Source organism: Actinacidiphila guanduensis (genome assembly GCF_900103985.1).
Classification (GTDB): domain Bacteria; phylum Actinomycetota; class Actinomycetes; order Streptomycetales; family Streptomycetaceae; genus Actinacidiphila; species Actinacidiphila guanduensis.
Genome location: NZ_FNIE01000005.1, coordinates 547,087 through 572,911, shown reverse-complemented (window position 1 = coordinate 572,911; position 25,825 = coordinate 547,087). Strand labels below are relative to the sequence as shown.

Sequence of the window (25,825 nt, the reverse complement as noted above, 5' to 3'; positions counted from 1 at the left end):
GTCGCTCGCCGACCGGCCGGACCGCACGTGTCCCTGCCCGGCTGCCCTGCGAACTCCCGCCCCGCCGGGCTCAGCTGACCCGGCGGGCCCGGTGGCGCACCGCGCGCAGGCGGGCCTCGGCGGGGAGTTCGGCGAGGCCGGCCGAGGCGCGGGCCTGCTCCAGCACGTCGGCGTCCAGGCCGTCCACGACCTCGCGCGGGGTGGCGTAGGGCTCGAGACCCAGCACGAGGTGGGCCTGCGGGGTGCCGCGCCGGGAGACCAGGCGGGCGCCCGCCCAATCCACGCCGTCGTACGCCTCGGACTCGGCGGCCAGCACGTGCTCCACGGCGCGGCCGCGCACCAGGGCGCCCTGGCCGTCGCCGCTGTCGATCCGCAGCTGGCGCAGCCGCCCGGTGCGGACCTGGGCGAGCAGCCACCACAGGGCGATCAGCAGCAGCACGGCGAGCACCGCGATCACCACCGGCCACCACCAGCCGTCCGAGCGGTAGCGGGTGCGGTCGTGCGCGGTGAGCAGGACGTCCTTGGGGCCGGTGAAGGGCCACCAGCCGGGCACGGTGAAGTTCCAGTGCCGCTGCAGGTCCAGGCTGCCGACGAGCACCGACAGGCCCACCACCAGCAGCACCAGGCCGATCAGGCCGAGCAGGACCCGGTTGAGCGTGGTGCGCATCGGCTGTCTCCTCTCACGTCCGGTGTCACGCCTTGCGGTCCGCCCGCTGGACGTGGACGCGCAGCGCGGGCGGCCGGGCCAGGCCGAGCTGGGCGACGGCCGACTCCATGGCCGCCGTCAGGTCGCGCCGCACATCGTCCAGTTCGCGGAAGTGCGAGCCGGCGCTGGTCCTGATCCGGCGGCGGCCGACCGACACCTTCGACCAGCGCACGCCGGCGACCTCCATCGCCCGGTCGCGCAGCACCAGTTCGGCCGCGTGCCGGTCCAGCCCGGCCCGCACCCCGTCCGGGCCGCGCCGGGCCATCGGCAGCACCTGGCGCTCGCCCGGGGTGGCCGCCAGCACGATCAGCCACAGGCCGAGGGCGGCGGCCACGGCGGCGCCGACGATGATCCAGACGTTGTCCAGGTGCCGGGTGGCCAGTTCGTTCGCCAGCGTGCGGCGCCAGGCCATCGCCTTGCGGCCGGCGCGCACGGCGGCCACGTCGTAGAGGAACAGGCCGCTCAGGGCCAGGCAGCCGGCGGCGGTCAGCGCGGCGGGGATGCGCCGGCTGGACCAGAACCGGCGGGCCCGGCCGCCGCCCGGCTCGCCGGGGCCCGGCTCCCAGCGGTCCGCGCCGGACGCGCCGGGACCCTGGCGCCCGCCGGGCGCCGGCGGGCCGCCGCCTTCCCGGCCGTCGCCGCCCTCCCCCGCGCGCTCCTTCGCGGGCACCTCCTCGGCGCCCACGGACACCGGCAGCCGCAGTGTGGGTTCGGGCTCCTGGCCCGGCCCGGCAGCGGGGTCGCTCACGTGACCCTCCCCTCGTCCTTGCGCAGGCTGGCCGCCGAGTGCAGCCGCTCGACCTCAACGGCGACCTCGGGTACTGCCATGCCGGTCAGTGCCTCGACCCGCTCGGCCACATGGCGGCGCACGCTGCCGCACACGGCGCCGATGTCGGCGGGGTAGCCCAGTTCGAGACCGAGCCGGAGCCGGGCGGCGTTCCTGCGGACCGACACGGAGGCGTGCGGGCGGGCGTCACGGGGCACCAGCTCGGCGCCCTGGGCGCCGGTGAGCGCCTCACCCGCGGCCTGGGCGGCGATCTTCGCCACCACTCGGTCCGCGATCCGCAGCGCCCCTCGCTCGGTGGCCGGCAGCAGGCCGGCGGTGTCGGCCCGCGGCATCAGCGCCGCCGGTTCCGGTCACGGTCGCGCGACCGGAAGAACTCCCCCGGCTCGATGTCGCCGTCCAGGAACTTGCCCACCACGAAGCCGATCACGCCGAGCGCCGCCACCAGGAGGAAGGCTCCGAACCCGCCGAAGTACCCGGCGAACCCGAGGGCCATCCCCGCCGCCAGGCCGATCACCGCCATGCTCATCACGCGCTCTCCATCCCCTCGCCGACCGGCCGCCGCACCGGCTGCCCCAGCTGCCCGGGCCGCCCGGCTGCCGGACCGTCAGGCCCGGTGCCCGGCGGCCCGGACGCGCTACTGGACCCGCTGCTCACGGTCGTCCTCGTCCTCCTCGTCGGGCAGCTTGACATCGCCGACCGCGACGTTGACCTCGACGACCTCCAGGCCGGTCATCCGCTCCACGGCGGCGATCACGTTCTCCCGCACGGCGCGGGCGACCTCGACGATGGAGACGCCGTACTCCACGACGATGTCCAGGTCGAGCGCCGTCTGCACCTCGCCCACTTCGGCCTTGACGCCGCGGGTCACCGAGCGGCCGCCGCCGGGCACCCGGTCGCGCACGGCGCCGAAGGTGCGGGACAGGCCGGTGCCCATCGCGTGCACGCCCAGCACGTCGCGGGCCGCGAGGCCGGCGATCTTCTCCACCACGCCGTCGGCGATCGTGGTCCGCCCGCGGGTGGCGGGGTCGCCCAGCACCCTGCGGTTCGAACTGCCCTTGTCCAGGGTCCTGCCCTCGGTGAGCGGGGAGCCGTCCCGCTCACCCCCTGCCTGCTGCACGCTGTCCGTCATCGCGAGTCGTCCCTCCGTCTGGGCTGCTCCGTGCCCCACACTATGTGCGCATGCCCCTTCGCGCTTGGGGGATGCGGCGAGAAGGGTTCCGCCGACCCCCCGTTCGAGTGGTCGGCCGTCGGGAGGATGCCGGGTGACCGTGGACCGACTTGCCGACACCGTACGGGAACAGGTCGCGCTGGGGCGGCTGCTGCCGCTGGGCGGGCCCGGGGACGCGGTGTGGATCACCGAGCGGGCGGCGGTGCGGGCGCTGCGCCGGGCCTGCGCGGGCGTGCCGGGGGTGCGGCTGCGCACCCTGGCGGCCGGTCCGGACGGACCCGACCGGCCCGACGACCCCGACGGCGCCGACGTCCCTGTCGGCGAGGAGGCCTGGCCGGCGGACCGTCAGCTCCCCGCAGCGGCACCGCTGGGCGCGCTGCCGCACCAGCCGCTGCGGATCGAGGCGGCCTTCGACGCGGCCCCGGACGAGCCGCTGCCGGTCAGCGCCGAGCGGCTGCGCGAGGCGCTGTTCGCGGCCGCCGCGGACGGGGTGGGGCTGCCGGTGGCCCGGGTGGACCTGCGGGTGACGGGGCTGCTCGACGGCGGGGACGACGCACAGGACGCGGCGGGTGCGGACGCCGAGGAAGGCGCGCAAGGCCAGGAGGGTCCGGCGGGCGAGCCGCTGGACGACCCCGTGCGGGCCGCGGGTCCGGTGCCGGGCCCCACGCTCGCCGCGGACCGCGCGGAGCCGCTCAGGGCCGCGGTGGCAGCCGTACCGGGGGTGCTGCGGCTGACGCGGGAGCTGGCCGGGATCGCCGGGCTGCGCGTCCGCGACGCCCGGCCGCCGCAGGAGCCCGCCCGCCGGGTGCAGATCCAGTTGGCAACGGCCCCCGGTTTCCCCCCGCTCGATGTCGCCCGCCGGGCCGCGGCCGCCGCCGTGAGCGCCGCGCAAGACGGCGCCCGGGGCCCGGTGACGGCCGCGGTGGTGGTGACGGCGGTGGGCTGACGTTCCGCCGTACGGAGGACGCGGCGGCGGCCCGAGCGGGGCCCTCGACGGGCAGGCCGTAGCCGCGGCGTCCCGAGCGGGGCACGGCTCATTGCCGGGCGGGCAGTGGGCACGCCCATCGGCAGTCCCGAGGACGTGCCCCGCCGAACCGGGCCGCCACGGCGGGCCGCGGCGGGCCGAGGGGGGTACTAGCCGCGGCCGAACGTGCGGTGGCGCGGCGAACCGAGGGCCCGGTCGGGCGTCCCCCGAACGGGGCGCGGGCACTGGCGAACGGGTGGTGGCGCGGCGAACGACGACCCATCCGGGCGTCCCCCGAAAGAGGCACGGGGCGCGGGCCATTGGCGAACGGAGGGGCCGCCGTAAGGGTCCGCCACGCTGCCGGCTCGCGCGACGTGAGCCGTCTACTCGCCCAGTCCCGCCAGGTCCTGGAGTCTGCGGCCCTGGGCGGCGCGCTCGGCCGCGTACTGGGCCGGCTCGTCGTGGACGAGGGCGGAACGCAGCAGGGCCTTGGTCTCGTTGACCGCCGAGCGGGGCGGGGCGAGCAGGGCGGCGACCAGGTCGTCCACCGCCGCGGCGAGTTCGGCGGCGGGCACCACCAGGTTGGCCAGGCCGATCCGGACGGCCTCCTCGGCGTGCACGAAGCGGCCGGTCACGCAGATCTCCAGGGCCCGCCCGTAGCCGACCAGTTCGGTCAGCGGCTTGGTGCCGGTGAGGTCGGGGACGAGGCCGAGCGAGGTCTCGCGCATGGCGAACTGCGCGTCGTCCGCGCACACCCGCAGGTCGCAGGCGAGGGCGAGTTGGAAGCCGGCGCCGATCGCGTGGCCCTGGACGGCGGCGACCGTGACCAGGTCGGTGCGCCGCCACCAGGTGAACGCCTCCTGGTATCCGGCGATGGTCCGGTCCAGTTCCGGCCGGGGGCCGCGGGCCAGGTCGAGGAAGGACGGCTCCCCGTCGAAGCCGTCGGGGGTGAACGCCTGCCGGTCGAGGCCCGCGGAGAAGGAGACGCCCTCCCCGGTCAGCACCACGACCCGCACCGTCCCCGGCAGCAGCCGGCCGGCCTCGGCGAGCGCCCGCCACAGCGCCGGCGACTGCGCGTTGCGCTTGGCCGGGTTGCACAGGGCCACCCGGGCGACGGTGCCGGCGGCGTCCAGCGTGAGCCGGACCCCGTCGCGTTCGAGCAGGGGCGGGGCGTCGGACATCGGGCACCTCCGTGCGGCCGCGGACATGATTACCGAAGAGTAACCACTTCGCCGCGGCACCGGACCGCCGGGGAGCGGGAGATGCCCGGAGCATGCTGGGCCGCCCGGCGGCCGGAGGTCAGGCCGCGTCGGCCTTCTTGCCGCGTGTGGCGCCGCCGCGACCGCGCAGGGTCACGCCCGACTCGCTGAGCATCCGGTGGACGAATCCGTAGGACCGGCCGGTCTCCTCGGCCAGGGCCCGGATGCTCGCACCGGAGTCGTACTTCTTCTTCAGGTCTGCCGCGAGCTTCTCGCGCGCGGCGCCGGTCACCCGGCTGCCCTTCTTCAGAGTCTCGGCCACCCGTGCCTCCTCCAGGGAAGTGCGCTTATGGACTCTCATGATCACCCCTGCACGCGTTCCTGGCCACCCGTTCGACGAGGTCCATCACCGGACATTCACCAGTCGAATGCGGTGGATAGACCGCCCGGAACGCGGCGCCGGAGGTATTTCCGGCGGATGAATTCCCGGGGCGGAACGGCACTCGCGGGAAATGGGCAGGTCAGCCGCTTCCGGTAAGGAGTTTTCCGACGTCACGGCCCTGCCGCGGCCGCGGCGGGCGGGTGGCCGGGCGTCGGGGGGCGGTACCAGGCCGCCTCATACAGATGAAGGATCAACGATGGGCCGAATGATCGATTCGACATGATCATCCGGCCCATCGGCCCATCGTCGCAGCGCAGCGGCCGGGCTCAGGCCAGCGCCACCAGGTCCGCGTAGTCCTGGCCCCACAGGTCCTCGACCCCGTCGGGCAGCAGGATGATCCGCTCCGGCTGCAGCGCCTCGACCGCGCCCTCGTCGTGCGTGACCAGCACGACCGCGCCGGTGAAGGTGTGCAGGGCGCTGAGGATCTCGGCGCGGCTGGCCGGGTCGAGGTTGTTGGTCGGCTCGTCGAGCAGCAGCACGTTGGCGCTGGAGACGACGAGGGAGGCCAGCGCCAGGCGGGTCTTCTCGCCGCCGGAGAGCACACCGGCGGGCTTGTCCACGTCGTCGCCGGAGAACAGGAAGGAGCCCAGGATCTTGCGGATCTCGACCAGGTCGGTGTCGGGGGCCGAGGAGCGCATGTTCTCCAGCACGGTCCGCTCGGGGTCCAGCGTCTCGTGCTCCTGGGCGTAGTAGCCCAGCTTGAGGCCGTGGCCGGGGGTGACCTCGCCGGTGTCGGGCTGCTCCACGCCGGCCAGCAGGCGCAGCAGGGTGGTCTTGCCGGCGCCGTTGAGGCCGAGGATGACCACCCGCGAGCCGCGGTCCACCGCGAGGTCGACGTCGGTGAAGATCTCCAGCGAGCCGTAGGACTTGGACAGCCCGCGGGCCATCAGGGGGGTCTTGCCGCAGGGCGCGGGCTCGGGGAAGCGCAGCTTGGCCACCTTGTCGGACTGCCGCACCTCCTCGAGGCCGGAGAGCAGCTTCTCGGCGCGGCGGGCCATGTTCTGCGCGGCCACCGTCTTGGTGGCTTTCGCGCGCATCTTGTCGGCCTGGGAATTGAGCGCCGCGGCTTTCTTCTCGGCGTTCGCCCGCTCGCGCCTGCGCCGTTTCTCGTCGGCCTCGCGCTGCTGCTGGTAGAGCTTCCAGCCCATGTTGTAGACGTCGATGCGGGAGCGGTTGGCGTCGAGGTAGAAGACCTTGTTGACGACCGTCTCGATGAGGTTCACGTCGTGGGAGATGACGATGAATCCGCCGCGGTAGGTCTTCAGGTAGTCCCGCAGCCAGGAGATGGAGTCGGCGTCGAGGTGGTTGGTCGGCTCGTCGAGCAGCAGGGTGTCGGCGTCGGAGAAGAGGATGCGGGCCAGCTCCACGCGGCGCCGCTGGCCGCCGGACAGGGTGTGCAGCGGCTGGCCGAGGATGCGGTCGGGCAGGCCGAGCGCGGCCGCGATGGTGGCCGCCTCGGCCTCGGCGGCGTATCCGCCCTTGGTGAGGAATTCCGTTTCCAGGCGGGCGTATTTCTTCATCGCGTTGTCGCGGGTGGCGCCTTTTCCGTTCGCCATCCGCTCCTCGTTCTCGCGCATTTTGCGCAGCACCGTGTCGAGGCCGCGGGCGGCCAGGATGCGGTCACTGGCCAGGGTGTCGAGGTCCCCGGTGCGCGGGTCCTGCGGCAGGTAGCCGACCTCGCCGGAGACGGTGACGCTGCCGGCGGCGGGCTGGCCCTCGCCGGCCAGCACCTTGGTCAGGGTGGTCTTGCCGGCTCCGTTGCGGCCGACCAGGCCGATGCGGTCGCCCTTGGCGACACGGAAGGAGGCGGATTCGAGCAGGACGCGGGCGCCGGCGCGCAGCTCGATGCCGGTGGCGGTGATCACGGGAGAAGCTCCAGGGCGGTTGGCAGACGACTGGCAGGCGGCTGATGGGCGATCGGCAGGCGACGTGCTGGGGACGCGGGCTGCGGCGGGCGCAGCGCACCGCGGGACGGCGGTCGGGCAGGCGTCGGCGGGCGCCGGGACGGCGCCGGATCGGGACGCGGCCGGGCTAATCGAGGAGCAGGACTGCCATGGCACCAGTCTACGGGGGCCGGGCAAGCGGTTTGCCGCCCCCGCGGGCCGGTGCCGGTCCGCCGCCGCCCGAATGCGGCGGGAATCACCCATACTTGGGCAGAAGCACCATCGGCCGGCGCCCGCTGCGGCCCGTCGCCGGCCGGCCCCGGTCCCGCCGACACCCGGTCGGCGGCCTTCGACGAGGGAGCGCGCCCATGTCCCACCGGCCCACCGTCTTCCCGGCCCTGCGCTACGAGGACGCCAAGGCGGCGATCGCGCTGCTGAAGGAGGCGTTCGGCTTCACGGAGATCGCCGTGTACGAGAACGAGGACGGCACCGTCGCCCACGCCGAACTCGCCTACGGCAACGGCGTGGTGATGCTCGGCACGGCCCGCCCGCAGGACGAGCCGGGGCGCCCGGGCACGGGCCTGGGCCCCTCGTCCGTCTACGTCGTGGTGGACGACCCGGACGCCCACCACGACCGCGCGGCCACCCACAGCGCGGTGCACATCCTGCGGCCGCCGACCGACCAGGACTACGGGTCGCGGGAGTACACCGCCCGCGACCCGGAGGGCAACCTGTGGTCCTTCGGCACCTACGCGCCCGACCTGCCCGGCTCCTGACCCCCCGGGGCTCGGGAGGTCAGGTCTCGCCGGTGTGGACCTGGAAGGCGGCCCGGCGCATCGCCTTGGCCGTCGCCGGGTCCGGGTGGGCCGCCGCAAGGGCGACCAGCACCTGCACCGTACGCGGGTGGCCGACCTCGCGGACCTCCTGCAGCAGGGCCCGCACCGAGCCCTGCACGGCCGCTTCCAGGTGGCTGACCAGCAGGTGGTCGTCGCCGTGGTCGGCGACGGCCGCCGCGGTGTCCACCCACAGCCAGGTGGCCTCCTCGCGGGTGAGCAGTTCGGCCGCGGTCTCCGCGTCGCCGCCGTCGAGCTCGGCCAGCCAGAGCACCGCGTAGGGGCGCAGCACCGGCTCGTTGACGACCTCGGCGACGGCGGGCTCGGCCGGCGCACCGACCACCCGCAGTGCCTCGAAGGCCAGCCCGCGCAGCAGCGCGTCCTCGCCGCGCGCGACCTCCAGCAGCTCGGCCACGGCGGAGCCGACCGGGCGGGCGGCGAGCCAGGCCCGGTACTCGGCACGGGCGGGGCCCGGCGAGAGGCCGGCACTGGCCCGCAGCATCGTCTCGGCGGAGTGCTCCATGTGGCCGGCCGGGCCCTGCGCGGCCACGCAGATCTGCTCCAGCTTCACCCACACCGCCCAGCTGCCCAGGGCGGTCAGCGCCACCTCGTCGGGCCGCTCGGGGTCGCGCGGGCGCAGCGCGCCCACGTCGGTGGCGGCCTGCAGCGCCCAGGTGAGCAGCGCGGGCAGCGGGTCGCCCGCGGCCGGCGGCTCGTGCCGCTCGGTGCGCAGCTCGGCGACCCGCTGGCGCAGCAGGTCCAGCAGCGCGTCGATCTGCACCGGCCCCTGCGAGAGGTGCAGCAGGGCGAGCAACTGGGGCGCGGCCTCGATGACTTCTGCGACCAGGGCGGGGTCGGGCCCGCCCGGGCCCGGCAGGAACGGGTGGGCCAGGGACCAGGCGTCGAAGAGCGCGACCCAGCCGCGCAGCACCGCGGTGTCGTCGCCGTCCCAGGCGCGCAGCCGCCAGCCGGGACGGGCGGTGCCGTGGTGGATCTCGATCAGCCCGGACAGCCGGGCGCGGTCCCAGGCGGTGCGGATCTGGCCGGCCGTCAGGCCGAGTTCGGCGGCGGCCTCGGCGAGGAGCGCGGCGGGCAGCTCCCGGTTCGGCGTCCCCTCCGGTCCTGCGCCGCCGGGGCGGTCGCCCACCCAGCGGGCGAGCCGGGCGGCGTCGGCGAGTTCGGCCCGGGCCAGGCGGGCCAGGGCGGGCACCGAGGGCGTGCCCTCGGGCGGGCGCGCAGGGCGGGACCTGCGCGTCGTGGCGGTCCTGCCGGCCGCGCTCAGCGGCCGGCGGGGGACGAGTCGGAGCGGAGTGTCTCGCGGGATACGGGACGTCACCGGATCAGTCTCGCCGTTCGGCGCCCAGATCCCAAACCCGCGTGTGAACGTGCTCACATGAGCGGGGTCAGGAAGCGGCGCAGCGCCTCCTCGTACTCCTCCGGACCGGCGTTCCACATGCCGGCGTGGGGGGCGCCGGAGATCGGGTGCAGGGCGACCTTGTCGGGGCGCCGCTCGGCCAGTGCGCGGGAGGCGTCCCAGGGCGCGAAGCGGTCGTCGGGGCCGTGCAGGATCAGGGTGGGCACGGTGATCCTGGCGGGCGCGGCGGCGTCGGAGTGGCGGCCGGTGTGCAGGCCGGTGCGGCCCTCGGCGGCGCGGACCGCCAGCGGGGTGAGCGCCTTGGGCATGCCGCGGGTGCGTACGGCGGCGGTGACGGTGGAGCGCCAGTCCAGCACCGGGGAGTCCAGCACCAGGCCGCCGACGTGGTCACTGGCCGGCGACTGGTGCAGCGCCCGCAGCGCCATGGTGGCGCCGGTGGACCAGCCGAGCAGGACCAGCCGGGCGGCGCCGTGCTCGACCGCGTACCGCATGGCGGCGTCCAGGTCGCGCCATTCGGTGTCGCCGAGGTGGCCGAGGCCGTCCGGCGAGGCGGGGGCGCCGGGGTCGTTGCGGTAGGCGGGCACCAGGACCGGCAGCCGGTAGCGGTGCAGCATGGGCAGGATCGGCAGCGCCTGCTCGCGGGTGGCGCCGACGCCGTGCACGGCGATCACCCAGGTGCCGCGGGCGCCGGGCAGCATCCAGGCGGGGATGAGCCCGAGTTCGCCGGTGACCTGCACCTCGGTGAAGTCCAGGCCGAACGCGCTGCGCGGGTCGCCGCGGTAGGCCTGCGGGGTGAACCGTACGAAGGCGCCAGCGTCCAGGGTGCCGCGGTCCACCCGCAGCAGCCGCCGGGTGACCGAGTGGCCGGTGCGCTCCGTCACCTCGCCGATGGTGGCGTGCACGCCCGGCCCGGTCAGACCCCAGATGCCGGGGCGGGCGGACGCGGGGGTGCGGGTGAGCACCACGGTGTCGGCGGTGGCGCGGTGGACGGTGACCAGGCCCTCGGGGGCCGGTCCCGCGATCGAGGGCTTCAGGGCGAAACCGGACCCGTACCGGCCGGCCGCCAGCGCGGCCGTACCGGCACCCACCACTGTCGTGGCCGCAGCGGCCACCGCGTATCGAAGGCGCATCGCTGTCCAGTCTGTGCCGGGTCGACCGGGCCCGCACCAAGACCGGTGCGAGCGGGTGAGCCCCCGCGGCCCACCAACGGGAGCGGCTACCCCGGCCCGGCACCGGCATGCCCGGACGGCGTCCGGGCGCGAGTGGGCCGGGGTGGCGCGGCCGGAGCGGCAGGTACGGACGGCGTCCGGGCACGAGCGGGTCGGGACGGCGGGGCCGAGCAGCATGTCCGGACCGCCGGGTGCGGGTGGGCCGGGCGGCGCGGCCGGAGCGGCATCTCGGGGCCGCTGGGTGCGGGTGGGCCGGGCGGCGGGTCGCAGCAGCGGCTGCGGGTGCGTCCGGGCAGCCGGACCGGGCGAGCGGGCTCAGCCCTGGCCGTAGCCGGCGAACTTCGCGGCGGCTTCCGCGAGCTGCGCAGGGGAGAGCAGGGCGGGCTGCTCGCCGGTGGCGCGGGCCAGCAGCCAGACGCGGCACATCCACTCCAGCTGCGCGGTGCGATCGTATGCAGCGTCCAGGGTGTCGCCGTGGGTGAGCATGCCGTGGTTGCGCATCAGGCAGCCCGTGCGGTGCTCGCGCAGGGCTCGCAGCACGGCGTCCGCGAGCTCCTGCGTGCCGTACAGGGCGTAGTCGGCGGTGCGGACGGGGCCGCCGAGGGCGGCGGTCATGTAGTGGACGGCGGGCAGTTCGGCCACGAGCGTGGAGGCGGCGGTGGCGTGGGGCGCGTGGGTGTGGACGATCGCGCGGGCCGTGGTGGCGCGGTAGACGGCCAGGTGCAGCGGCAGTTCGCTGGTGGGGCGCAGCGTGCCGCGCACCTGCCGCCCGGTGGCCAGCTCGACGGCGACGGCGTCGCCCGGGCCGAGCCGGTCGTACGGCACTCCGGTGGGGGTGACGAGGACGAGGTCGCCGACGCGGGCCGAGACGTTGCCCGAGGTGCCGACGACCAGGCCGTCGGCGACGCTGCGGCGGGCGGTGGCGACCACCTCGGCCCAGGTCCGCTGCTCGTCGTCCATCGCGGGCTCCCCTTCGTCCTCGCCGGCTCCCGCCGGTCTTCGGTCGGCGTCCGGTCAGTGTCCCGCCGGTGCCCGGTCGGCTCCCCCGCCGGCTCGGACCGGCTCGCTCCGGACGGCAGCCGGGCCCGCGGTCGTCCGCCGCCGAGGAGCGTGCCGCCGTACGACGCACGGTACTGCGGCCCGTAGCGCCTGGTCACTGCGGGTAGGAGTGGCGCCGCAACCCTTTCCGATCGACCCCCGTTCACCCATGATTCATGTCGGCACTCCGAAGCCGCTCTCAGTTCACCTTCCGTTCATCATCGCTCCGTACGTTCGCCTCGCCTCTGCCCCACCGAACGAATGCCGGGTCCATGGAACACATCACGCTCCTGATCGGAATCGTGATCGCCACCGCCCTCGTCTTCGACTTCACCAACGGCTTCCACGACACCGCCAACGCGATGGCGACCACCATCTCGACCGGGGCGCTGGCGCCGCGGATCGCGGTGGCCATGTCGGCCGTGCTCAACCTCGTCGGCGCCTTCCTCTCGGTGGAGGTCGCCAAGACGATCTCCGGCGGCATCGTGGACGAGTCGGCGGGGATCAGACCCGCGATGATCTTCGCCGCGCTGGTCGGCGCCATCGTCTGGAACCTGGTGACCTGGCTCGCCGGGCTCCCCTCCAGCTCCTCGCACGCGCTCTTCGGCGGCCTGATCGGCGCCACGCTCGTCTCGGTGGGCACGCACGGGGTGCACGGGGACGCGGTGGTCACCAAGGTGATCGTCCCCGCGGTCGCCGCGCCCTTCGTCGCCGGGCTCGCCGCCATGCTCGCCACCCGGCTCACCTACCGGCTGGGCCGCAACACCGACCCCGCGGCCACCTCGCTGGGCTACCGGGCCGGGCAGATCGCCTCGGCCGGGCTCGTCTCGCTCGCCCACGGCACCAACGACGCGCAGAAGACCATGGGCGTCATCACCCTGACCCTCATCACCGGCGGCGTCATCGCGCCCGGCTCCAACCCGCCGCTGTGGGTGATCGTCAGCGCGGGCACGGCCATCGCGCTCGGCACGTACATCGGCGGCTGGCGGATCATCCGCACCGTCGGGCACGGCATCACCGACATCCAGCCGCAGCAGGGCTTCGCCGCCCAGACCGGCGCCGCGGCCACCATCCTCGCCTCCTCGCACCTGGGCTTCGCGCTGTCCACCACGCAGGTCTGCACCGGCTCGGTGCTGGGCGCGGGCCTGGGCCGCAAGGGTGCCGCGATCCGCTGGGGCACCGCGGGCCGCATGGTCGCCGCCTGGGCGCTCACGCTGCCGGCCGCGGGCCTGGTCGCCGGCGCCGCCACCCTCCTCACCGACCGGGGCACCTGGGGCGTCACGGTGGTCGGCGCCATCGGCCTGGCCGCCTGCGCGGCGGCCCGTACGATCTCCCGCCGCCGCCCGGTCACCCACGCGAACGTCAACAGCGTCGGCCTGCCGGCCGAGCCGGCGGCGACCCCGGTGACGGCGCCGCAGCAGGTTCCGGCGGCAGGCGCCGTACCGGAGGCGGCCGAAACGGGCGCGGCGCCCGCGCCTGCCGCCGTCCGGCCGTCCGCGGCCGAGGCGGCCGCGCTCGCCGCGTCCACGGCAGGGCCCGCCGACGCCGCGCGTGTCCCCGGTACCGCCGATGCCACCGGTGCCGCCGGAGCCGAACTCCCCGCGGTCCTCGACCCCGTGCGGGCGCCCGTCGCGCCCGCGGCCGTCGCCGCCGTCACCCCGCCGCCCGCTCCCACCACGGCCTGAAGGGCACTTCCATGAGCATCGACTGGCACGCGCTCGGCACCGTCTTCGCCGTCACCCTCCTGTCCACGGTGGGCCTCGTCGGGATCTTCACCCTCGGCATCCTCGGCATGTCCCGCCGCGGCGGGGGCGAGAGCGCCGCGCCCGCCCGCGGCGGAGCCGTCGCACTCGGCCGTACGGGCGCCTGCCTGTGCTTCGCCGCCTGCGCGGCCGCCGTCGCCTACGGCATCTCGCTCATCGCCGGCTGACCCACGGCCGCGCCCGACCGGCGCGCGGGGCCCGTACGCCGTCCGCGTACGGGCCCCGCGCGCAACGGGTTCCGGCCGCGCGCCAGGCCCGTGTGGGGCCCGCCACACTCCTCCGCCGCAGGTCAAGGGCGAGTTGACGGCATTTGCGGTCCGTGGTGAACTGCCGGGAGCCATACGGCGGCAGGAGAGGAAGTCCGGTGCGAATCCGGCGCGGTCCCGCCACTGTCACCGGGGAGTGCACTCCCAACATCCGTACGTCACGGCCGGATCGGTCCGGCTGGAAGGCCGGGAGTGCGTTGATCCGGGAGCCAGGAGACTCTCACCGCCGGTCACGTCGATCCAGGGCGCGGACCCTGAGTGAGGACCCGTCGATGCCCGGCACGCCCACGCGGCCTTCCCGGCCGCCGAAATGACCCGCCCATGAGGCGTGCCGACCGCGTCTTCGCGTACGGCGCCGCCCTCGGCTTCGCCTGCGACCTGCTGGCCGGCGACCCCCGCCGCGGTCACCCGGTGGCCGGGTTCGGCCGGGCCGCGGCCGCGCTGGAACGGCGGCTGTGGCGCGACGACCGCGCCGCCGGGGCCCTGCACACCGCGCTGTGCGTGGGCGCCGCCGCAGGCGCGGCCGCGCTGGCCGAGCGGGCGGCCCGCCGCTCCCCCGTGCTCGGTGTGGCGCTGACGGCGGCGGCCACCTGGTCGGTGCTGGGCGGCACCTCGCTGGCCCGCGAGGCCCGGGCGGTCGGGGCCGCGCTGGAGGCGGGCGACCTCGCGGCGGCCCGGGACCGGCTGCCGCACCTGTGCGGGCGCGACCCGCAGCAGCTGGACGCCGACGGGATCGCCCGGGCCGTGGTGGAGTCCGTGGCCGAGAACACCTCCGACGCGGTGGTGGGCGCCCTGGTGTGGGGCGCGCTGGCCGGTGTGCCGGGCCTGATCGGCTTCCGCGCGGTCAACACTCTGGACGCGATGGTGGGCCACCGCTCGCCGCGCTTCCTCCGCTTCGGCTGGGCGGCGGCCCGGCTGGACGACGCGGCCGGCTGGCCCGGCGCCCGGCTCACCGCGCTGCTCGCGGTGGCCGCGGGGCCGTGTCCGGGCAGCGCGCTGGCCGTGTGGCGGCGGGACGCCGGCGGCCACCCGAGCCCCAACGCCGGGCCGGTGGAGGCCGCTTTCGCCGGGGCGCTGCGGCTGCGGCTGGGCGGCCCGCTCTCCTACGGCGGCCGGGCCGAGCACCGGGCCGTGCTGGGGCGGGAGTTCCGCCCGCCGGCCGCCGCCGACATCCCGCGCGCGATCCGGCTCTCCCGCCGGGTGTGCGCGCTCGCGCTGGGCACGGCGGTCGCCGTCCGCCTCGCCCGCGGAGCTGCCAGGAGGCGTGCGTGAAGGGGCTGCTGGTCGCCGGGACCGGCTCGGACACCGGCAAGAGCGTGGTGACGGCGGGCATCTGCCGCTGGCTGGCCCGGCAGGGCGTGCGGGTGGCGCCCTTCAAGGGCCAGAACATGTCGCTCAACTCCTTCGTCACCAGGGAGGGCGCCGAGATCGGCCGGGCGCAGGCGATGCAGGCCGCCGCCGCACGGGTGGAGCCGTCCGCGCTGATGAACCCGGTGCTGCTCAAGCCGGGCGGCGAGCGCAGCAGCCAGGTGATCGTCCTCGGCAAGCCCGTGGGCGAGTTGAGCGCGCGCGGCTACCACGGGGGGCGCCAGGCGGCGCTGCTGGACACGGTGGTGGAGTGCCTGGAGGAGCTGGGGCGCACCCACGACGCTGTGATCTGCGAGGGCGCGGGCAGCCCGGCCGAGATCAACCTGCGCCGCACCGACATCGTCAACATGGCCGTCGCCGGGCGGGCCGGGCTGCCGGTCGTGGTCGTCGGCGACATCGACCGCGGCGGGGTGTTCGCCGCCTTCTACGGCACCACCGCCCTGCTGTCGGCGGCCGACCAGCGGCTGGTCGCCGGCTACCTCGTCAACAAGTTCCGCGGTGATGTCTCCCTGCTGCAGCCGGGGTTGGACATGCTGCGGGGGCTGACCGGCCGGCCCACGCTCGGCGTGCTGCCCTTCGCGCACGGCCTCGGCATCGACGAGGAGGACGGCCTGCGGGTCTCCCTGCGCGGCGCCGTACGCGAGTCGCCGGCCGAACCTCCGCACGGCGAGGAGGTGCTGCGGGTGGCGGTGGCCGCGGTGCCGCTGATGTCGAACTTCACGGACGTGGACGCGCTGGCCGCCGAACCGGGCGTGCTCGTCCGGTTCGTGGACCGGCCGGAGGAGCTGGCGGACGCCGACCTCGTGGTTCTGCCCGGCACCCGCGGGACCGTGCGGGCGCTGCGGTGGCTGCGCGAGCGCGGCCTGGCCGAGGCGGTGGCGCGCCGGGCGGCCGAGGGGCGGCCTGTGCTCGGCATCTGCGGCGGCTTCCAGCTGCTCGGCGAACTCGTGGACGACGACGTGGAGTCGGGTGCGGGCGTCGTCAAGGGCCTGGGCCTGCTGCCGCTGCGGGTGCGGTTCGCCCGCGAGAAGACCCTGGCCCGGCCGGAGGGCACGCAGTACGGCGAGCCGGTGGCCGGCTACGAGATCCACCACGGGGTGGCCGAACTCCTCGGCGGCGAGGAGCCGTTCCTCGACGGGTGCCGGGTGGGCGCGGTGTGGGGCACCCACTGGCACGGCTCGCTGGAGAGCGACGGCTTCCGGCGCGAGTTCCTGCGCCGGGTCGCCGCGGCCGCGGGCCGCCGCTTCGAGCCCGCCCCCGGCACCAGGTTCGCGGCCCTGCGCGAGGCCCAGTTGGAGCGGCTGGCCGATCTGGTCGAGGAGCACGCGGACACCGATGCGCTGCTGCGGCTGATCGAGCAGGGACCGCCGCAGGATCTGCCGTTCCTGCCGCCGGGGGCACCGTGAACACGCCATGTGCCCTGCTGGGGGCGACTGTTGGGGGCCGCCTTCGGCCCGCTGACCGCGCGGCCGCGCCGACCGCCCTGCCCGCACCCGCCGTTGCCCCCGTCTCCCGAGGAGTGATCGCCCCATGAGCGCCCCCTACCCGTTCTCGGCCGTCGTCGGTCAGGACGACCTGCGGCTGGGGCTGGTGCTCAACGCCGTCAGCCCCGCGGTGGGCGGCATCCTGGTCCGCGGCGAGAAGGGCACCGCCAAGACCACGACCGTGCGGGCGCTGGCGTCGCTGCTGCCGGCGGTGGACGTGGTGCCGGGCTGCCGGTTCTGCTGCGACCCGGCCGCGCCCGACCCGGCCTGCCCGGACGGCCCGCACCCGCCGGGGGCGGGCGCCGAGCGGCGCCCGGCGCGGCTGGTCGAACTGCCCGTGGGCGCCTCGGAGGACCGGCTCGTGGGCGCGCTCGACATCGAACGGGCCCTGGCCGAGGGCGTGCGCGCCTTCGAGCCGGGGCTGCTCGCCGACGCCCACCGCGGTGTCCTCTACGTCGACGAGGTGAACCTGCTCGGCGACCACCTCGTGGACGCCCTGCTGGACGCGGCCGCCACGGGTGCGAGCTATGTCGAGCGCGAGGGGGTGTCCGTCCGGCACGCGGCCCGCTTCCTGCTGGTGGGCACGATGAACCCCGAAGAGGGCGAGCTGCGGCCGCAGTTGCTCGACCGCTTCGGCCTGACCGTGGAGGTCGCCGCCGCCCGCGAGACGGGGCCGCGGGTGGAGGTGGTGCGGCGCCGGCTCGCCTACGACGCCGATCCCGCGGCGTTCGCCGCCCGTTGGGCCGAGCAGGAGCGGGAGCTGCGCGAACGCATCGTGGCCGCACGGGCGTTGCTGCCGAAAGTGCGGCTGGGCGACACCGAACTGCGGCAGATCGCGGCCACGTGCGCGGCCTTCGAGGTGGACGGGATGCGCGCGGACATCGTCATGGCCCGTACCGCGGTGGCGCTCGCCGCCTGGGACGGCCGGGACGAGGCCGCCGAACAGGACGTGCGCCGGGCCGCGTTGCTCGCCCTGCCGCACCGGCGCCGCCGCAACCCCTTCGACGCGCCCGGACTGGACGAGCAGCGGCTGGACGAGGTGCTGGAGCAGGCCCGGCGCGAGGCCGAGCAGGAGCAGGCGCGGGAACGGGAGCAGGCGCAGTCGCAACCGCAGTCGACGGAGGGCGAGGAGCCGGGCGACGATCCGGACGGTCCCGACGGCGGGCCTGAGGGAGGTCCCGACGGCCCGGACCGCGGTCCTGGCGGCGGTCTGCCGCCCCAGCGCGCGCCCGAGCCCGCCCCGTCCGGAGCAACGTCGTCCGAGCACGACCAGGCCGGGCCCTCCTCCGAGCCCGCCGAGCCCGGCCCCGCCCCTTCGGCTCCTGGCGGCGCCGCCGAGCAGCCGCCCGCCGCGGCCGGCGAACCGTACCGGACCCGTATGCTCACCGTTCCCGGTGTCGGCCAGGGCGCGGACGGGCGCAGGTCGCGGGCGCGGACGGCGAGCGGGCGCACGACGGGGGCAGAGCGGCCGCGCGGGCGGCTGGGCGCGCTGCACCTGGCCGCCACCGTACGGGCGGCGGCGCCGCACCAGCGGGCGCGCGGCCGGCGCGGGCCCGGCCTCGTGCTGCGCCGGGACGACCTGCGCGAGGCCGTCCGCGAGGGCCGCGAGGGCAACCTCGTGCTCTTCGTCGTGGACGCCTCCGGTTCGATGGCCGCCCGGCAGCGGATGGGCGCGGTCAAGGGCGCGGTGCTCTCTCTGCTGCTGGACGCCTACCAGCGGCGGGACAAGGTCGGCCTGGTCACCTTCCGTGGCAGCCGCGCCGAGGTGGCCCTTCCGCCGACGTCGTCGGTGGACACCGGGGCGGCCCGGCTGGAGCGGCTGCCGACCGGCGGCCGCACCCCGCTGGCCGCCGGGCTGCTGCGGGCGCACGAGGTGCTGCGGGTGGAGCGGCTGCGCGACCCCGCGCGCCGGGCGCTGCTGGTGGTGGTGACCGACGGGCGGGCGACGGGCGGGCCCGAGCCGGTGGCGCGCGCGGCCAGGGCGGCCCGGCTGCTGGCCGCCTCCGGGGTCGCGTCGGTGGTCGTGGACTGCGAGACGGGTCCGGTGCGGCTGGGCCTGGCGGGCGCGCTCGCGGGCGAGTTGGGCGGGGTCACGGTGGCCCTGCGGGAGCTGCGGGCCGACACGGTGTCCGCACTGGTGAAGAACGTACGGAGGGCCGCCTGATGCCGCAGGGGAAGCCGAGCGTGGTGCCGGAGGACGGGCTGACGACCCGTCAGCGGCGGAACCGGCCGCTGGTGATCGTGCACACCGGGCCGGGCAAGGGCAAGTCGACGGCCGCCTTCGGGCTCGCGCTGCGGGCCTGGAACCAGGGCTGGCCGGTGGGGGTGTTCCAGTTCGTGAAGTCCGCGAAGTGGAAGGTGGGCGAGGAGCGGGCGCTGCGGGTGCTGGGCGCCTCCGGCGAGGGCGGCAGCGTGGCCTGGCACAAGATGGGCGAGGGCTGGTCGTGGGTGCAGCGCGACCTCGCCTCCAGCGAGGAGGCCGCCCGCGAGGGCTGGGAGCAGGTCAAGCGGGATCTGGCCGCCGAGACCTACCGGCTCTACGTGCTCGACGAGTTCGCCTACCCGATGCACTGGGGCTGGGTGCCGGTCGCCGAGGTCGTCGAGGTGCTGCGCGAGCGGCCGGGGACCCAGCACGTGGTGGTCACCGGGCGCAACGCACCCGCCGAACTCCTCGACGCCGCCGACCTGGTGACCGAGATGGGCAAGGTGAAGCACCCGATGGACACCGGCCAGAAGGGGCAGCGGGGGATCGAGTGGTGAGCGTGCCGCGGCTGGTGGTGGCCGCGCCCTCCTCGCGCAGCGGCAAGACCACGGTGGCCACCGGGCTGATGGCCGCCTTCGCCGCGCGCGGCCTGGCGGTCTCCCCGCACAAGGTGGGCCCCGACTACATCGACCCCGGCTACCACGCGCTCGCCACCGGCCGCCCCGGCCGCAACCTCGACCCCTACCTGTGCGGGCCCGAGCGGATCGCCCCGCTCTTCCTGCACGGCGCCCGCGGCTGCGAACTCGCCGTGGTCGAGGGCGTGATGGGGCTCTTCGACGGTGCGGCCGGCCTGGGCGAGACCGCTTCCACCGCGCACGTGGCCAAGCTGCTGCGGGCGCCCGTCGTGCTGGTGGTCGACGCCTCCGCGCAGGCGCGTTCGGTGGCCGCCCTCGTGCACGGCTTCGCCTCCTTCGACACCGCCGTCCGCCTCGGCGGGGTGATCCTCAACAAGGTCGGCTCCGACCGCCACGAGGCGATCCTGCGCAAGGCCCTGGAGGAGTCCGGCGTCCCCGTCCTCGGCGTCCTGCGCCGCGACGACGTCCTCGGCGTCCCCGCCCGCCACCTGGGACTGATCCCGGCCACCGAACGCGCCACCGAGGCAGCAGCCTGGACACGAGCAGTAGGCGACCGCGTCTCCGCGGCCTGCGACCTCCCCGCGCTGCTCTCCCTGGCCCGCTCGGCCCCGCCCCTGACCGCCACCCCGTGGGACCCGGCAGCCGAGGCGGCGATGGCCCGGGCGGCCTCCGCGGGGGCAGGAACCGCGAACGCGGGCTCCCCGGGAGCACCCCCCACCGCGGCAGGATCCACGGAAGCGGCGTTCGCGGCGGTGGCCGCACGAGCACCCCTCGTGGAGCCGGAATTCGCGGAGCCCAGCCGCCGGCTCGCGCGTCCTGTCGTCGCTGTGGCGCGGGGCGCGGCCTTCACCTTCGCCTACGCCGAGCACGAGGAACTGCTCGCCGCCTCGGGCGCTGAGGTCGTGGGCTTCGACCCGCTGGACGACGAGGAACTCCCCGAGGGCACCGCCGGGTTGGTGATCGGCGGCGGCTTCCCCGAGGTGTACGGGCCGCAGTTGTCGGCCAATGCCTCGCTGCGCCGCCACGTCGCCGCGTTCACCGGTCCGATCGCCGCCGAGTGCGCCGGACTGCTCTACCTCGTACGGGAGTTGGACGGACACCCGATGTGCGGGGTGGTGCCCGCGAAGGCCGCGATGACCGAACGGCTCACCCTCGGCTACCGCGAGGCGGTCGCCGTGACCGGCAGCGTGCTCGCCGCCGCGGGCACCCGTATGAGGGGCCACGAGTTCCACCGCACGCGGGTCGAGCCGGGCGCGGGCCCGGACCCGGCGTGGGGCCTGGTACGGCCGGAACGCCGTACCGAGGGCTTCGTCCAGGCCCGCCTGCACGCGTCCTATCTGCACACGCACTGGGCCGCCGACCCATCCCTCCCCCACCGCTTCGTGACCGCCTGCGCCATCGCCCGGACCCCACGGTGACCACGCTCTACGTCGGTGTGGGCGCGAGCAGTTCGGCCACCCCCGAGGAGCTCGCCACCCTCCTCCGTACGGCCCTCGCCCGAGTCCCGGGCGAGGTCGCCGCGTTGGCCACCCTGGCCGGCAAGGAGACCCACCCCGCCATCGCCGCGACGGCCCGCGCCCTGAGGGTCCCGATCCTCACGTACCCCGCCGCGGCCCTCGCCGCGATCGCGGTCCCCACCCCGGCCGCCCTCCCCCACCTCGCCACCCCCTCGGTAGCCGAAGCCGCCGCCCTCCTGGCCGCCGCCCCCACCCCCCACCTCGCCCTCCCCAAACAAAAAGGCCCCCACACCACGCTGGCCATAGCCACCCCCGAACCCCCCGAAGGGACGCGAGGAACTGCTCCGCCAGAGGAGCCCCAGAAGTGACCACCGGCCTCAGCACGGCACAGAGCCCCGCCAGGCAGACGGGACCCCGCAAGGGGCGCGGGGAACTGCGCGCCCGGCCGGGAGCAGGCCGGCAGCCGGCAACGACGCGCAACGGGCACCCCGCACCCCGAGGGGCGCGGGGAACTGCGCGCCCAGCTGAGGACCGACCCGGCGGCCGGGGACGGAGAGGACCCGCCACCCCCGTAGCCCCCGTGACCCGAGAGGAGCAACCCCGTGGCCCCCGAAGAGCCCGATCTGCGGCACCACGGTGACGCGGAGATCGCCGACGGCCTGACCGACCTCGCGGTGAACGTCCGTACGGGGACGCCCCCTTCGTGGCTCGCCGAACGCCTCACCGCCGCGGTGGCGGGACTCGCCGCCTACCCGGACGGCACAGCGGCCCGCAGCGCGGTGGCCGCGCGCCACGGCAGGCCGAGCGAGGAGGTCCTGCTCACGGCGGGAGCCGCGGAGGCATTCGTCCTGCTCGCCCGGACCCTGCGCCCGCGGCACGCGGTCATGGTCCACCCGCAGTTCACCGAGCCGGAAGCCGCCCTGCTCGCGGCGGGCCACGCGGTGGACCGCGTCCTGCTCGACCCCGCCGAGGGCTTCCGGCTCGACCCGGCCCGCATCCCGCAGGACGCGGACCTCGTCGTGCTGGGCAACCCCACGAACCCCACCTCTGTGCTCCACCCGGCCGCGCTGATAAGGAAGTTGGCCCGTCCGGGCCGGACCCTGGTGGTGGACGAGGCGTTCATGGACGCGGTGCCGGGCGAGAAGGAGTCGCTGGCGGACGCCCGCGAGGTCCCTGGGCTGGTGGTGCTCCGCAGCCTCACCAAGACGTGGGGCCTGGCGGGGCTGCGGGTCGGCTACGTGCTCGCCGGTGCCGGGACGGTGACCGCGCTCGCCGCGGCCCAGCCGCTGTGGCCGGTCTCGACCCCGGCACTGGTCGCGGCCGAGGCGTGCATGGCGCCGCACGCGCTGGCCGAGGCGGCACGGGCGGCCGAGCGGATCGCGGCGGACCGCGCCTACCTGCTGCGGCGGTTGGCGGACGTCCCGGGCGTCGAGTCCGCCGTCGCGGCGCCCGCCGGGCCCTTCGTCCTGGTCCGGGTGCCGGACGCGCTCGACGTCCGGGAACGGCTGCGGACGGCGGGCTACGCGGTACGCCGTGCGGACACCTTCCCCGGCCTCGGCCCGCAGTGGCTGCGGATCGCCGTCCGTGACCGCCCCACAACCGACGCCTTCACCGCGGCCCTCGCCGCAGCGATGCCCCCGCGCCCGGCCCGCTGAGCCCGGCCCCACCGCCCGCCGCACACAGCAGGCGTACGGCCCCCACCGTCGCCGCCGAGCCCGGCCCGCATGCCGCACCCGGCCCGCCGGCGTCGGTCCCGCCAGCCGCCGCACGCATCCGCGGCCCCGGGCACGAAGCGGCACCCCTCACGCCGCTCCCAGCGCGCTCAGGTCGATGCCCCCGATCACCTGGTGCTGGTAGACGTTGGTGAGGTGGGGGCCGCGGTAGACCAAGTGGCGGTCGTAGACCAGCGGGACGTACACCGCGTCCTGCATCAGACGCGCGTCGATCTTCGTCCACTCCTGGGCCGCGGCGGCCGGGCTGGTCTGGTCGTCGGCCTGGTCGACCATGCCGGTGAGCTGGGTGTCGCGCAGGCCGGGGTAGTTGGCGGCGCCGCCCGGCTCCACGAGTTCGCGCAGGAAGCCGCCGCCAGTGGGCCAGTCGGCGGCCCAGGAGGTGTAGGCGATGCCCCAGCCGGACTTCTTCAGCTTGGCGGGGTCGAGCAGGGTGTCGTAGAAGTCCGTGGCGCTCAGCTTCTTGAGCTTCACGGTGATGCCGGCCCTCGCCAGGGAGTCGGCGATGGCCTCCACGGCGGCGTCGCTGCGCGAGGTGGTGCTGGAGACCGAGGCGAGGGTGACGGAGAAGCCCCCCGGTTTGCCGCAGGCGGCCAAGTGCGTCTTGGCGGCGGCGATGTCCGGCGTGCCGTCGTGCCCGGTGTAGGGGGCGGCGGACGGGTCGTAGCTGTCGTCGGTGGGCGGCAGCATGGTGGTGGCCACGTCGCCGCCCGCGTACTGGCCGCCGAGCGCGGTCCGCACCGCCGAGCGGTCCACGGCGAACTCCACGGCCTTGCGGCAGTCCGCGTTCGAGAAGGGGGCCACGTCGGTCTGCAGGCTCAGGAAGCGGGTCGCGCCGCTGTAGGCGGCGTCGGTGTCCGCCTTCTTCCGCGGGTCGTCGACGATCTCCTGCTGGGTACCGCTGCTGAGCAGCGAGGCGGCGAAGTCCAGGTCGGCGTTGCCGTCGAGGAGCGCCTGCTCGACCTCGTCCTGGGTGGCGTAGACCTTCACGTCGAAGGCGTAGGGCAGTTGGGTGCGGATGGGGTCGGTGGCCTGGCTCCACTCGGGGTTGCGCACCAGGTGCAGGGACTTGCCCGGGTCGTAACTGCCCACCTCGTAGGGGCCGCTGGCCACCAGGTGGGTCTCGAAGCCCCGGCCGCCGTCGGTGTCGGCGGCCTGCGGCACGGGCGCGCCGATCGACATGGCCAGGATGTAGGGGAAGTCGCTGTCCGGCTTGGCGAGTTTGAAGACGATGGTGGAGTCGTCGGGGGTGGTCACCGAGTGCAGCCCCAGCTTGGACGGATCGGGGTCCTTGTACGGGCCCGGGTAGTTCTGGCCCTCGTCCAGCAGGTCGGGGAAGTACGAGGGGCCGCCCGGGTGCACGCTGCGGTCGAAGGTGCGCTCGACGCCGTACTTGATGTCCTTGGAGGTGATCGGCGAGCCGTCCTGGAAGCGCAGCCCGGATTTGAGGTGGTACGTCCAGGTCAGGCCGTCCGGGCCGACCTCGCCGGTGTTCGTGGCGAGGTCGGGCAGCAGCTTGCGGCCCTTGTCGCCGGGCGCGGGGGCGTAGTCCACGAGCTTGCGCAGCAGCAGCCGCTGGATGTTCCAGTCGGAGGTGTTGTAGGTGTCCGCGGGGTCCAGCATGCTCGTGTCGAGGTAGGCCGCGGCGATCCGCACGGTGCCGCCCTTGCGGCTGGAGGCGCGGACCACGCCGTTCACCCCGCCGTTGTAGCCGCTGCCGGCGACCCCGCCGTGCCGGGCCAGCGCGTCCGAGACGGCGTGCGTGGGGCCCGGCGTGGGGTCGTGGTGCGGGTGGCCGCCGCCGCTGAGGGCGCCGGTGGCGAGCACCACTGACACGGTGATCCCGGCCACCGCCACCCCGGCCACGCCGGTGAGCACCTTGCGGCGGGTGCTCCAGCCCCGGGCCGGGGGCACGGGCGGCACGGCCGCGGCGTGGCCGAGGTTCACCGGCGGCGGGGTGGCGGGCTGGTAGGGCGGGGGCAGCGGCACGTGGGGGCTGCGCGAGTAGGCGGGGTGCTCGGGAGCGCGGGGCCCGTTCGGCGGCGGGGTGTGCTGCGGCGCGTAGGGGCCGGGGTGGGCGTAGGCCGAGGGCGGCGGCGCCGTGGAAGGGGCGGCGGGGGCCGAGGGGGCGGAGGAGGCGGAGGGTATGGACGGTACGGGCGGGGCGGGTTGCGCCGGCGACTCGGGCGCGGCCGGCTGGGCCGGCAGCGAGGGCAGCGCGGTGCCCACGCCGTAGGTGGCGCGGGGGTCGGCGGCCGGGGTCTGCTTGCCTAGCGGGAGCCGGTCGGCGGGCTCGGCGGGCAGGACGGCGGCCGGGCCGGTCAGCGTCCGCGCGTCGGTGGCGGTCAGCCAGGCCCACAGCGAGGACCGGAACACCCCGGCGTCCGCGGGCCGTTCGCCCGGGTCCTTGGCGAGCGCGGCGAGCACGAGGGCGTCGAGCTGTGCGGGCACCCGGGGGTTGGCGGCGGAAGGGGCCGGGGGCGCGGTGTGCACGTGCCGGTACATCAGGTTCAGCGGGTTGCCGTCGTGGAACGGCGGGTGCCCGGTGAGGAGTTCGGTCAGCACGCAGCCCACCGCGTAGATGTCGCTGCGGGCGTCCACGTCGCCGCCGTTGATCTGCTCGGGCGACATGTAGCTGGGGGTGCCGATGGAGGAGCCCGCGGTGGTCAGGCGGGTGTCGGTGTCCAGCACGCGGGCGATGCCGAAGTCGGTGACCTTGAGGTGGCCCGCGTCGGTGATCATCACGTTGGCGGGTTTCACGTCGCGGTGGACTGTGCCGTGCGCGTGCGCGTGGGCCAGCGCGTCCAGGATGTCGCAGGTGATGCGCACCGCCCGCGCGGGGTCCAACGGGGCCTGCTCGCGGACGAGTTGGGCCAGGGTGCGGCCGCTGACGTACTCCATGACGAGGAACGGCACGATGGTGTCGCCGTCGTGGACCTCGTCCTGGTCGTGGACGGTGACGATACCGGGGTGGTTGAGGGCGCCGGCCGCGTGCGCCTCGCGGGCGAACCGGCGGCGCGCGTCGGGGTCCTGGGCGAGGTCGGCCAGCAGCGTCTTGATGGCGACGGTACGGCCCATGCGGGTGTCGCGGGCCTTGTGCACCCGTGCCATTCCGCCGGAGCCGAGCAGCTCCGCGAGGTCGTACCTGCCCGCGAACAGCCCGTCGCTCATTCCCGCCCGCCCTCGTGCCCCACCGCGCGAATACGTGTCTGCTCCCCCGCAGCCGGGCTCAGACAGCAGCACGCCGGGGCCGGCGGACCCGTGTTCGGAACCGCCCGGTCGCCGCCGTGCGCAGGCACCAGGGTACGGGGGGCGGCACCACCGCCGATGCCGCCCCCCGTGGCTTGTTACCGCC

At 75.8% G+C, this 25,825-nt stretch carries 23 protein-coding genes and 1 riboswitch; of the genes, 11 read left to right on the top strand and 12 right to left on the bottom strand.

Annotation, left to right across the window (positions count from 1 at the left end; all coding sequences use genetic code 11):
- Positions 1-70: 70 nt before the first annotated feature.
- The 5 genes from amaP to BLR33_RS14015 form a co-directional block, all read right to left on the bottom strand.
- Positions 71-667 carry an alkaline shock response membrane anchor protein AmaP gene (gene amaP, locus BLR33_RS14035; RefSeq protein WP_093784726.1) on the bottom strand — a complete coding sequence of 199 codons (597 nt, stop codon included), beginning with the start codon at positions 665-667 and terminating at the stop codon, positions 71-73.
- A gap of 25 nt (positions 668-692) precedes the next feature.
- Entirely contained in the window at positions 693-1,454 is a 762-nt protein-coding gene (locus tag BLR33_RS14030; protein WP_245771388.1) for a DUF6286 domain-containing protein, read from the bottom strand.
- A complete protein-coding gene (locus BLR33_RS14025; RefSeq protein WP_093784725.1) occupies positions 1,451-1,825 on the bottom strand; it encodes an Asp23/Gls24 family envelope stress response protein in 375 nt (124 codons plus the stop codon). Before BLR33_RS14025 ends, BLR33_RS14030 begins: the two co-directional genes overlap by 4 nt.
- Positions 1,825-2,019, bottom strand: a complete 195-nt coding sequence (locus BLR33_RS14020; RefSeq protein WP_093784724.1) for a hypothetical protein — start codon at positions 2,017-2,019, stop codon at positions 1,825-1,827. The genes BLR33_RS14025 and BLR33_RS14020 overlap by 1 nt, the downstream gene beginning before the upstream one ends.
- A gap of 108 nt (positions 2,020-2,127) precedes the next feature.
- Entirely contained in the window at positions 2,128-2,622 is a 495-nt protein-coding gene (locus BLR33_RS14015) for an Asp23/Gls24 family envelope stress response protein (protein WP_093784723.1), read from the bottom strand.
- Between the two features lie 133 nt (positions 2,623-2,755).
- On the opposite strand from BLR33_RS14015, the gene BLR33_RS14010 reads away from it, so the two are divergent.
- Entirely contained in the window at positions 2,756-3,607 is an 852-nt protein-coding gene (locus BLR33_RS14010; RefSeq protein WP_093784722.1) for a hypothetical protein, read from the top strand.
- 401 nt (positions 3,608-4,008) lie between these two features.
- Here BLR33_RS14010 and BLR33_RS14005 read toward each other — a convergent pair whose 3' ends face one another.
- From BLR33_RS14005 to BLR33_RS13995, 3 genes are all read right to left on the bottom strand, one after another.
- Entirely contained in the window at positions 4,009-4,806 is a 798-nt protein-coding gene (locus tag BLR33_RS14005) for an enoyl-CoA hydratase/isomerase family protein (protein ID WP_093784721.1), read from the bottom strand.
- A gap of 118 nt (positions 4,807-4,924) precedes the next feature.
- Positions 4,925-5,146 (bottom strand): helix-turn-helix domain-containing protein, encoded by a 222-nt coding sequence (locus BLR33_RS14000; protein WP_037905890.1) that lies wholly within the window; start codon positions 5,144-5,146, stop codon positions 4,925-4,927.
- Between the two features lie 386 nt (positions 5,147-5,532).
- Entirely contained in the window at positions 5,533-7,131 is a 1,599-nt protein-coding gene (locus BLR33_RS13995; RefSeq protein WP_093784720.1) for an ABC-F family ATP-binding cassette domain-containing protein, read from the bottom strand.
- Positions 7,132-7,517: 386 nt separating this feature from the next.
- On the opposite strand from BLR33_RS13995, the gene BLR33_RS13990 reads away from it, so the two are divergent.
- Complete coding sequence (locus BLR33_RS13990; protein WP_245771387.1) at positions 7,518-7,925, top strand: VOC family protein; 408 nt, start codon at positions 7,518-7,520, stop codon at positions 7,923-7,925.
- A gap of 19 nt (positions 7,926-7,944) precedes the next feature.
- Here the strand turns inward: BLR33_RS13990 and BLR33_RS13985 are convergent, their stop codons facing one another.
- The 3 genes from BLR33_RS13985 to BLR33_RS13975 form a co-directional block, all read right to left on the bottom strand.
- Positions 7,945-9,318 carry a hypothetical protein gene (locus BLR33_RS13985; RefSeq protein WP_176930261.1) on the bottom strand — a complete coding sequence of 458 codons (1,374 nt, stop codon included), beginning with the start codon at positions 9,316-9,318 and terminating at the stop codon, positions 7,945-7,947.
- A 53-nt stretch (positions 9,319-9,371) separates the two neighbouring features.
- Positions 9,372-10,487, bottom strand: coding sequence for an alpha/beta hydrolase (locus tag BLR33_RS13980; RefSeq protein WP_093784718.1), 1,116 nt, complete (start codon positions 10,485-10,487; stop codon positions 9,372-9,374).
- A gap of 354 nt (positions 10,488-10,841) precedes the next feature.
- Complete coding sequence (locus BLR33_RS13975; RefSeq protein ID WP_093784717.1) at positions 10,842-11,486, bottom strand: class II aldolase/adducin family protein; 645 nt, start codon at positions 11,484-11,486, stop codon at positions 10,842-10,844.
- 350 nt (positions 11,487-11,836) lie between these two features.
- Between BLR33_RS13975 and BLR33_RS13970 the strand changes: the two genes are divergently transcribed.
- The 9 genes from BLR33_RS13970 (at position 11,837) to cobC (ending at position 22,395) form a co-directional block, all read left to right on the top strand.
- The gene (locus tag BLR33_RS13970; protein WP_093784716.1) at positions 11,837-13,249 is read left to right on the top strand and encodes an inorganic phosphate transporter; all 1,413 of its coding nucleotides are present in this window, start codon (positions 11,837-11,839) and stop codon (positions 13,247-13,249) included.
- A gap of 11 nt (positions 13,250-13,260) precedes the next feature.
- Positions 13,261-13,494 (top strand): hypothetical protein, encoded by a 234-nt coding sequence (locus BLR33_RS13965; RefSeq protein ID WP_093784715.1) that lies wholly within the window; start codon positions 13,261-13,263, stop codon positions 13,492-13,494.
- 139 nt (positions 13,495-13,633) lie between these two features.
- Positions 13,634-13,832, top strand: a riboswitch (cobalamin riboswitch).
- Positions 13,833-13,914: 82 nt separating this feature from the next.
- Positions 13,915-14,865 carry a cobalamin biosynthesis protein gene (locus tag BLR33_RS13960; protein ID WP_093784714.1) on the top strand — a complete coding sequence of 317 codons (951 nt, stop codon included), beginning with the start codon at positions 13,915-13,917 and terminating at the stop codon, positions 14,863-14,865.
- Positions 14,862-16,367 (top strand): cobyric acid synthase, encoded by a 1,506-nt coding sequence (locus BLR33_RS13955; protein ID WP_093784713.1) that lies wholly within the window; start codon positions 14,862-14,864, stop codon positions 16,365-16,367. Before BLR33_RS13960 ends, BLR33_RS13955 begins: the two co-directional genes overlap by 4 nt.
- Before the next feature lie 124 nt (positions 16,368-16,491).
- Positions 16,492-18,609 carry a putative cobaltochelatase gene (locus BLR33_RS13950; protein ID WP_093784712.1) on the top strand — a complete coding sequence of 706 codons (2,118 nt, stop codon included), beginning with the start codon at positions 16,492-16,494 and terminating at the stop codon, positions 18,607-18,609.
- Positions 18,609-19,205, top strand: a complete 597-nt coding sequence (gene cobO / locus BLR33_RS13945; protein WP_093784711.1) for a cob(I)yrinic acid a,c-diamide adenosyltransferase — start codon at positions 18,609-18,611, stop codon at positions 19,203-19,205. The genes BLR33_RS13950 and cobO overlap by 1 nt, the downstream gene beginning before the upstream one ends.
- On the top strand, positions 19,199-20,701 hold the full coding sequence (locus BLR33_RS13940; RefSeq protein WP_176930260.1) for a cobyrinate a,c-diamide synthase: 1,503 nt from the start codon (positions 19,199-19,201) through the stop codon (positions 20,699-20,701). Before cobO ends, BLR33_RS13940 begins: the two co-directional genes overlap by 7 nt.
- Positions 20,698-21,108 carry a cobalamin biosynthesis protein gene (locus BLR33_RS36930; protein WP_176930259.1) on the top strand — a complete coding sequence of 137 codons (411 nt, stop codon included), beginning with the start codon at positions 20,698-20,700 and terminating at the stop codon, positions 21,106-21,108. Before BLR33_RS13940 ends, BLR33_RS36930 begins: the two co-directional genes overlap by 4 nt.
- A 234-nt stretch (positions 21,109-21,342) precedes the next feature.
- Positions 21,343-22,395, top strand: coding sequence for an Rv2231c family pyridoxal phosphate-dependent protein CobC (cobC, locus tag BLR33_RS36925; RefSeq protein WP_176930258.1), 1,053 nt, complete (start codon positions 21,343-21,345; stop codon positions 22,393-22,395).
- A gap of 147 nt (positions 22,396-22,542) precedes the next feature.
- Here the strand turns inward: cobC and BLR33_RS36735 are convergent, their stop codons facing one another.
- Positions 22,543-25,641 carry an ABC transporter substrate-binding protein gene (locus BLR33_RS36735; protein WP_093784709.1) on the bottom strand — a complete coding sequence of 1,033 codons (3,099 nt, stop codon included), beginning with the start codon at positions 25,639-25,641 and terminating at the stop codon, positions 22,543-22,545.
- Positions 25,642-25,825: the final 184 nt, after the last annotated feature.

Bases quoted from the DNA above. Each gene is read 5' to 3' on its own strand.
- BLR33_RS14005 (WP_093784721.1), bottom strand. From the start codon at position 4,806: ATGTCCGACGCCCCGCCCCTGCTCGAACGCGACGGGGTCCGGCTCACG.
- BLR33_RS14015 (WP_093784723.1), bottom strand. From the start codon at position 2,622: ATGACGGACAGCGTGCAGCAGGCAGGGGGTGAGCGGGACGGCTCCCCG.
- BLR33_RS13980 (WP_093784718.1), bottom strand. From the start codon at position 10,487: ATGCGCCTTCGATACGCGGTGGCCGCTGCGGCCACGACAGTGGTGGGT.
- BLR33_RS14020 (WP_093784724.1), bottom strand. From the start codon at position 2,019: ATGAGCATGGCGGTGATCGGCCTGGCGGCGGGGATGGCCCTCGGGTTC.
- BLR33_RS13970 (WP_093784716.1), top strand. From the start codon at position 11,837: ATGGAACACATCACGCTCCTGATCGGAATCGTGATCGCCACCGCCCTC.
- BLR33_RS13960 (WP_093784714.1), top strand. From the start codon at position 13,915: ATGAGGCGTGCCGACCGCGTCTTCGCGTACGGCGCCGCCCTCGGCTTC.
- amaP (WP_093784726.1), bottom strand. From the start codon at position 667: ATGCGCACCACGCTCAACCGGGTCCTGCTCGGCCTGATCGGCCTGGTG.
- BLR33_RS36735 (WP_093784709.1), bottom strand. From the start codon at position 25,641: ATGAGCGACGGGCTGTTCGCGGGCAGGTACGACCTCGCGGAGCTGCTC.
- BLR33_RS13965 (WP_093784715.1), top strand. From the start codon at position 13,261: ATGAGCATCGACTGGCACGCGCTCGGCACCGTCTTCGCCGTCACCCTC.
- BLR33_RS13975 (WP_093784717.1), bottom strand. From the start codon at position 11,486: ATGGACGACGAGCAGCGGACCTGGGCCGAGGTGGTCGCCACCGCCCGC.
- BLR33_RS13950 (WP_093784712.1), top strand. From the start codon at position 16,492: ATGAGCGCCCCCTACCCGTTCTCGGCCGTCGTCGGTCAGGACGACCTG.
- cobO (WP_093784711.1), top strand. From the start codon at position 18,609: ATGCCGCAGGGGAAGCCGAGCGTGGTGCCGGAGGACGGGCTGACGACC.
- BLR33_RS13990 (WP_245771387.1), top strand. From the start codon at position 7,518: ATGTCCCACCGGCCCACCGTCTTCCCGGCCCTGCGCTACGAGGACGCC.
- BLR33_RS14025 (WP_093784725.1), bottom strand. From the start codon at position 1,825: ATGCCGCGGGCCGACACCGCCGGCCTGCTGCCGGCCACCGAGCGAGGG.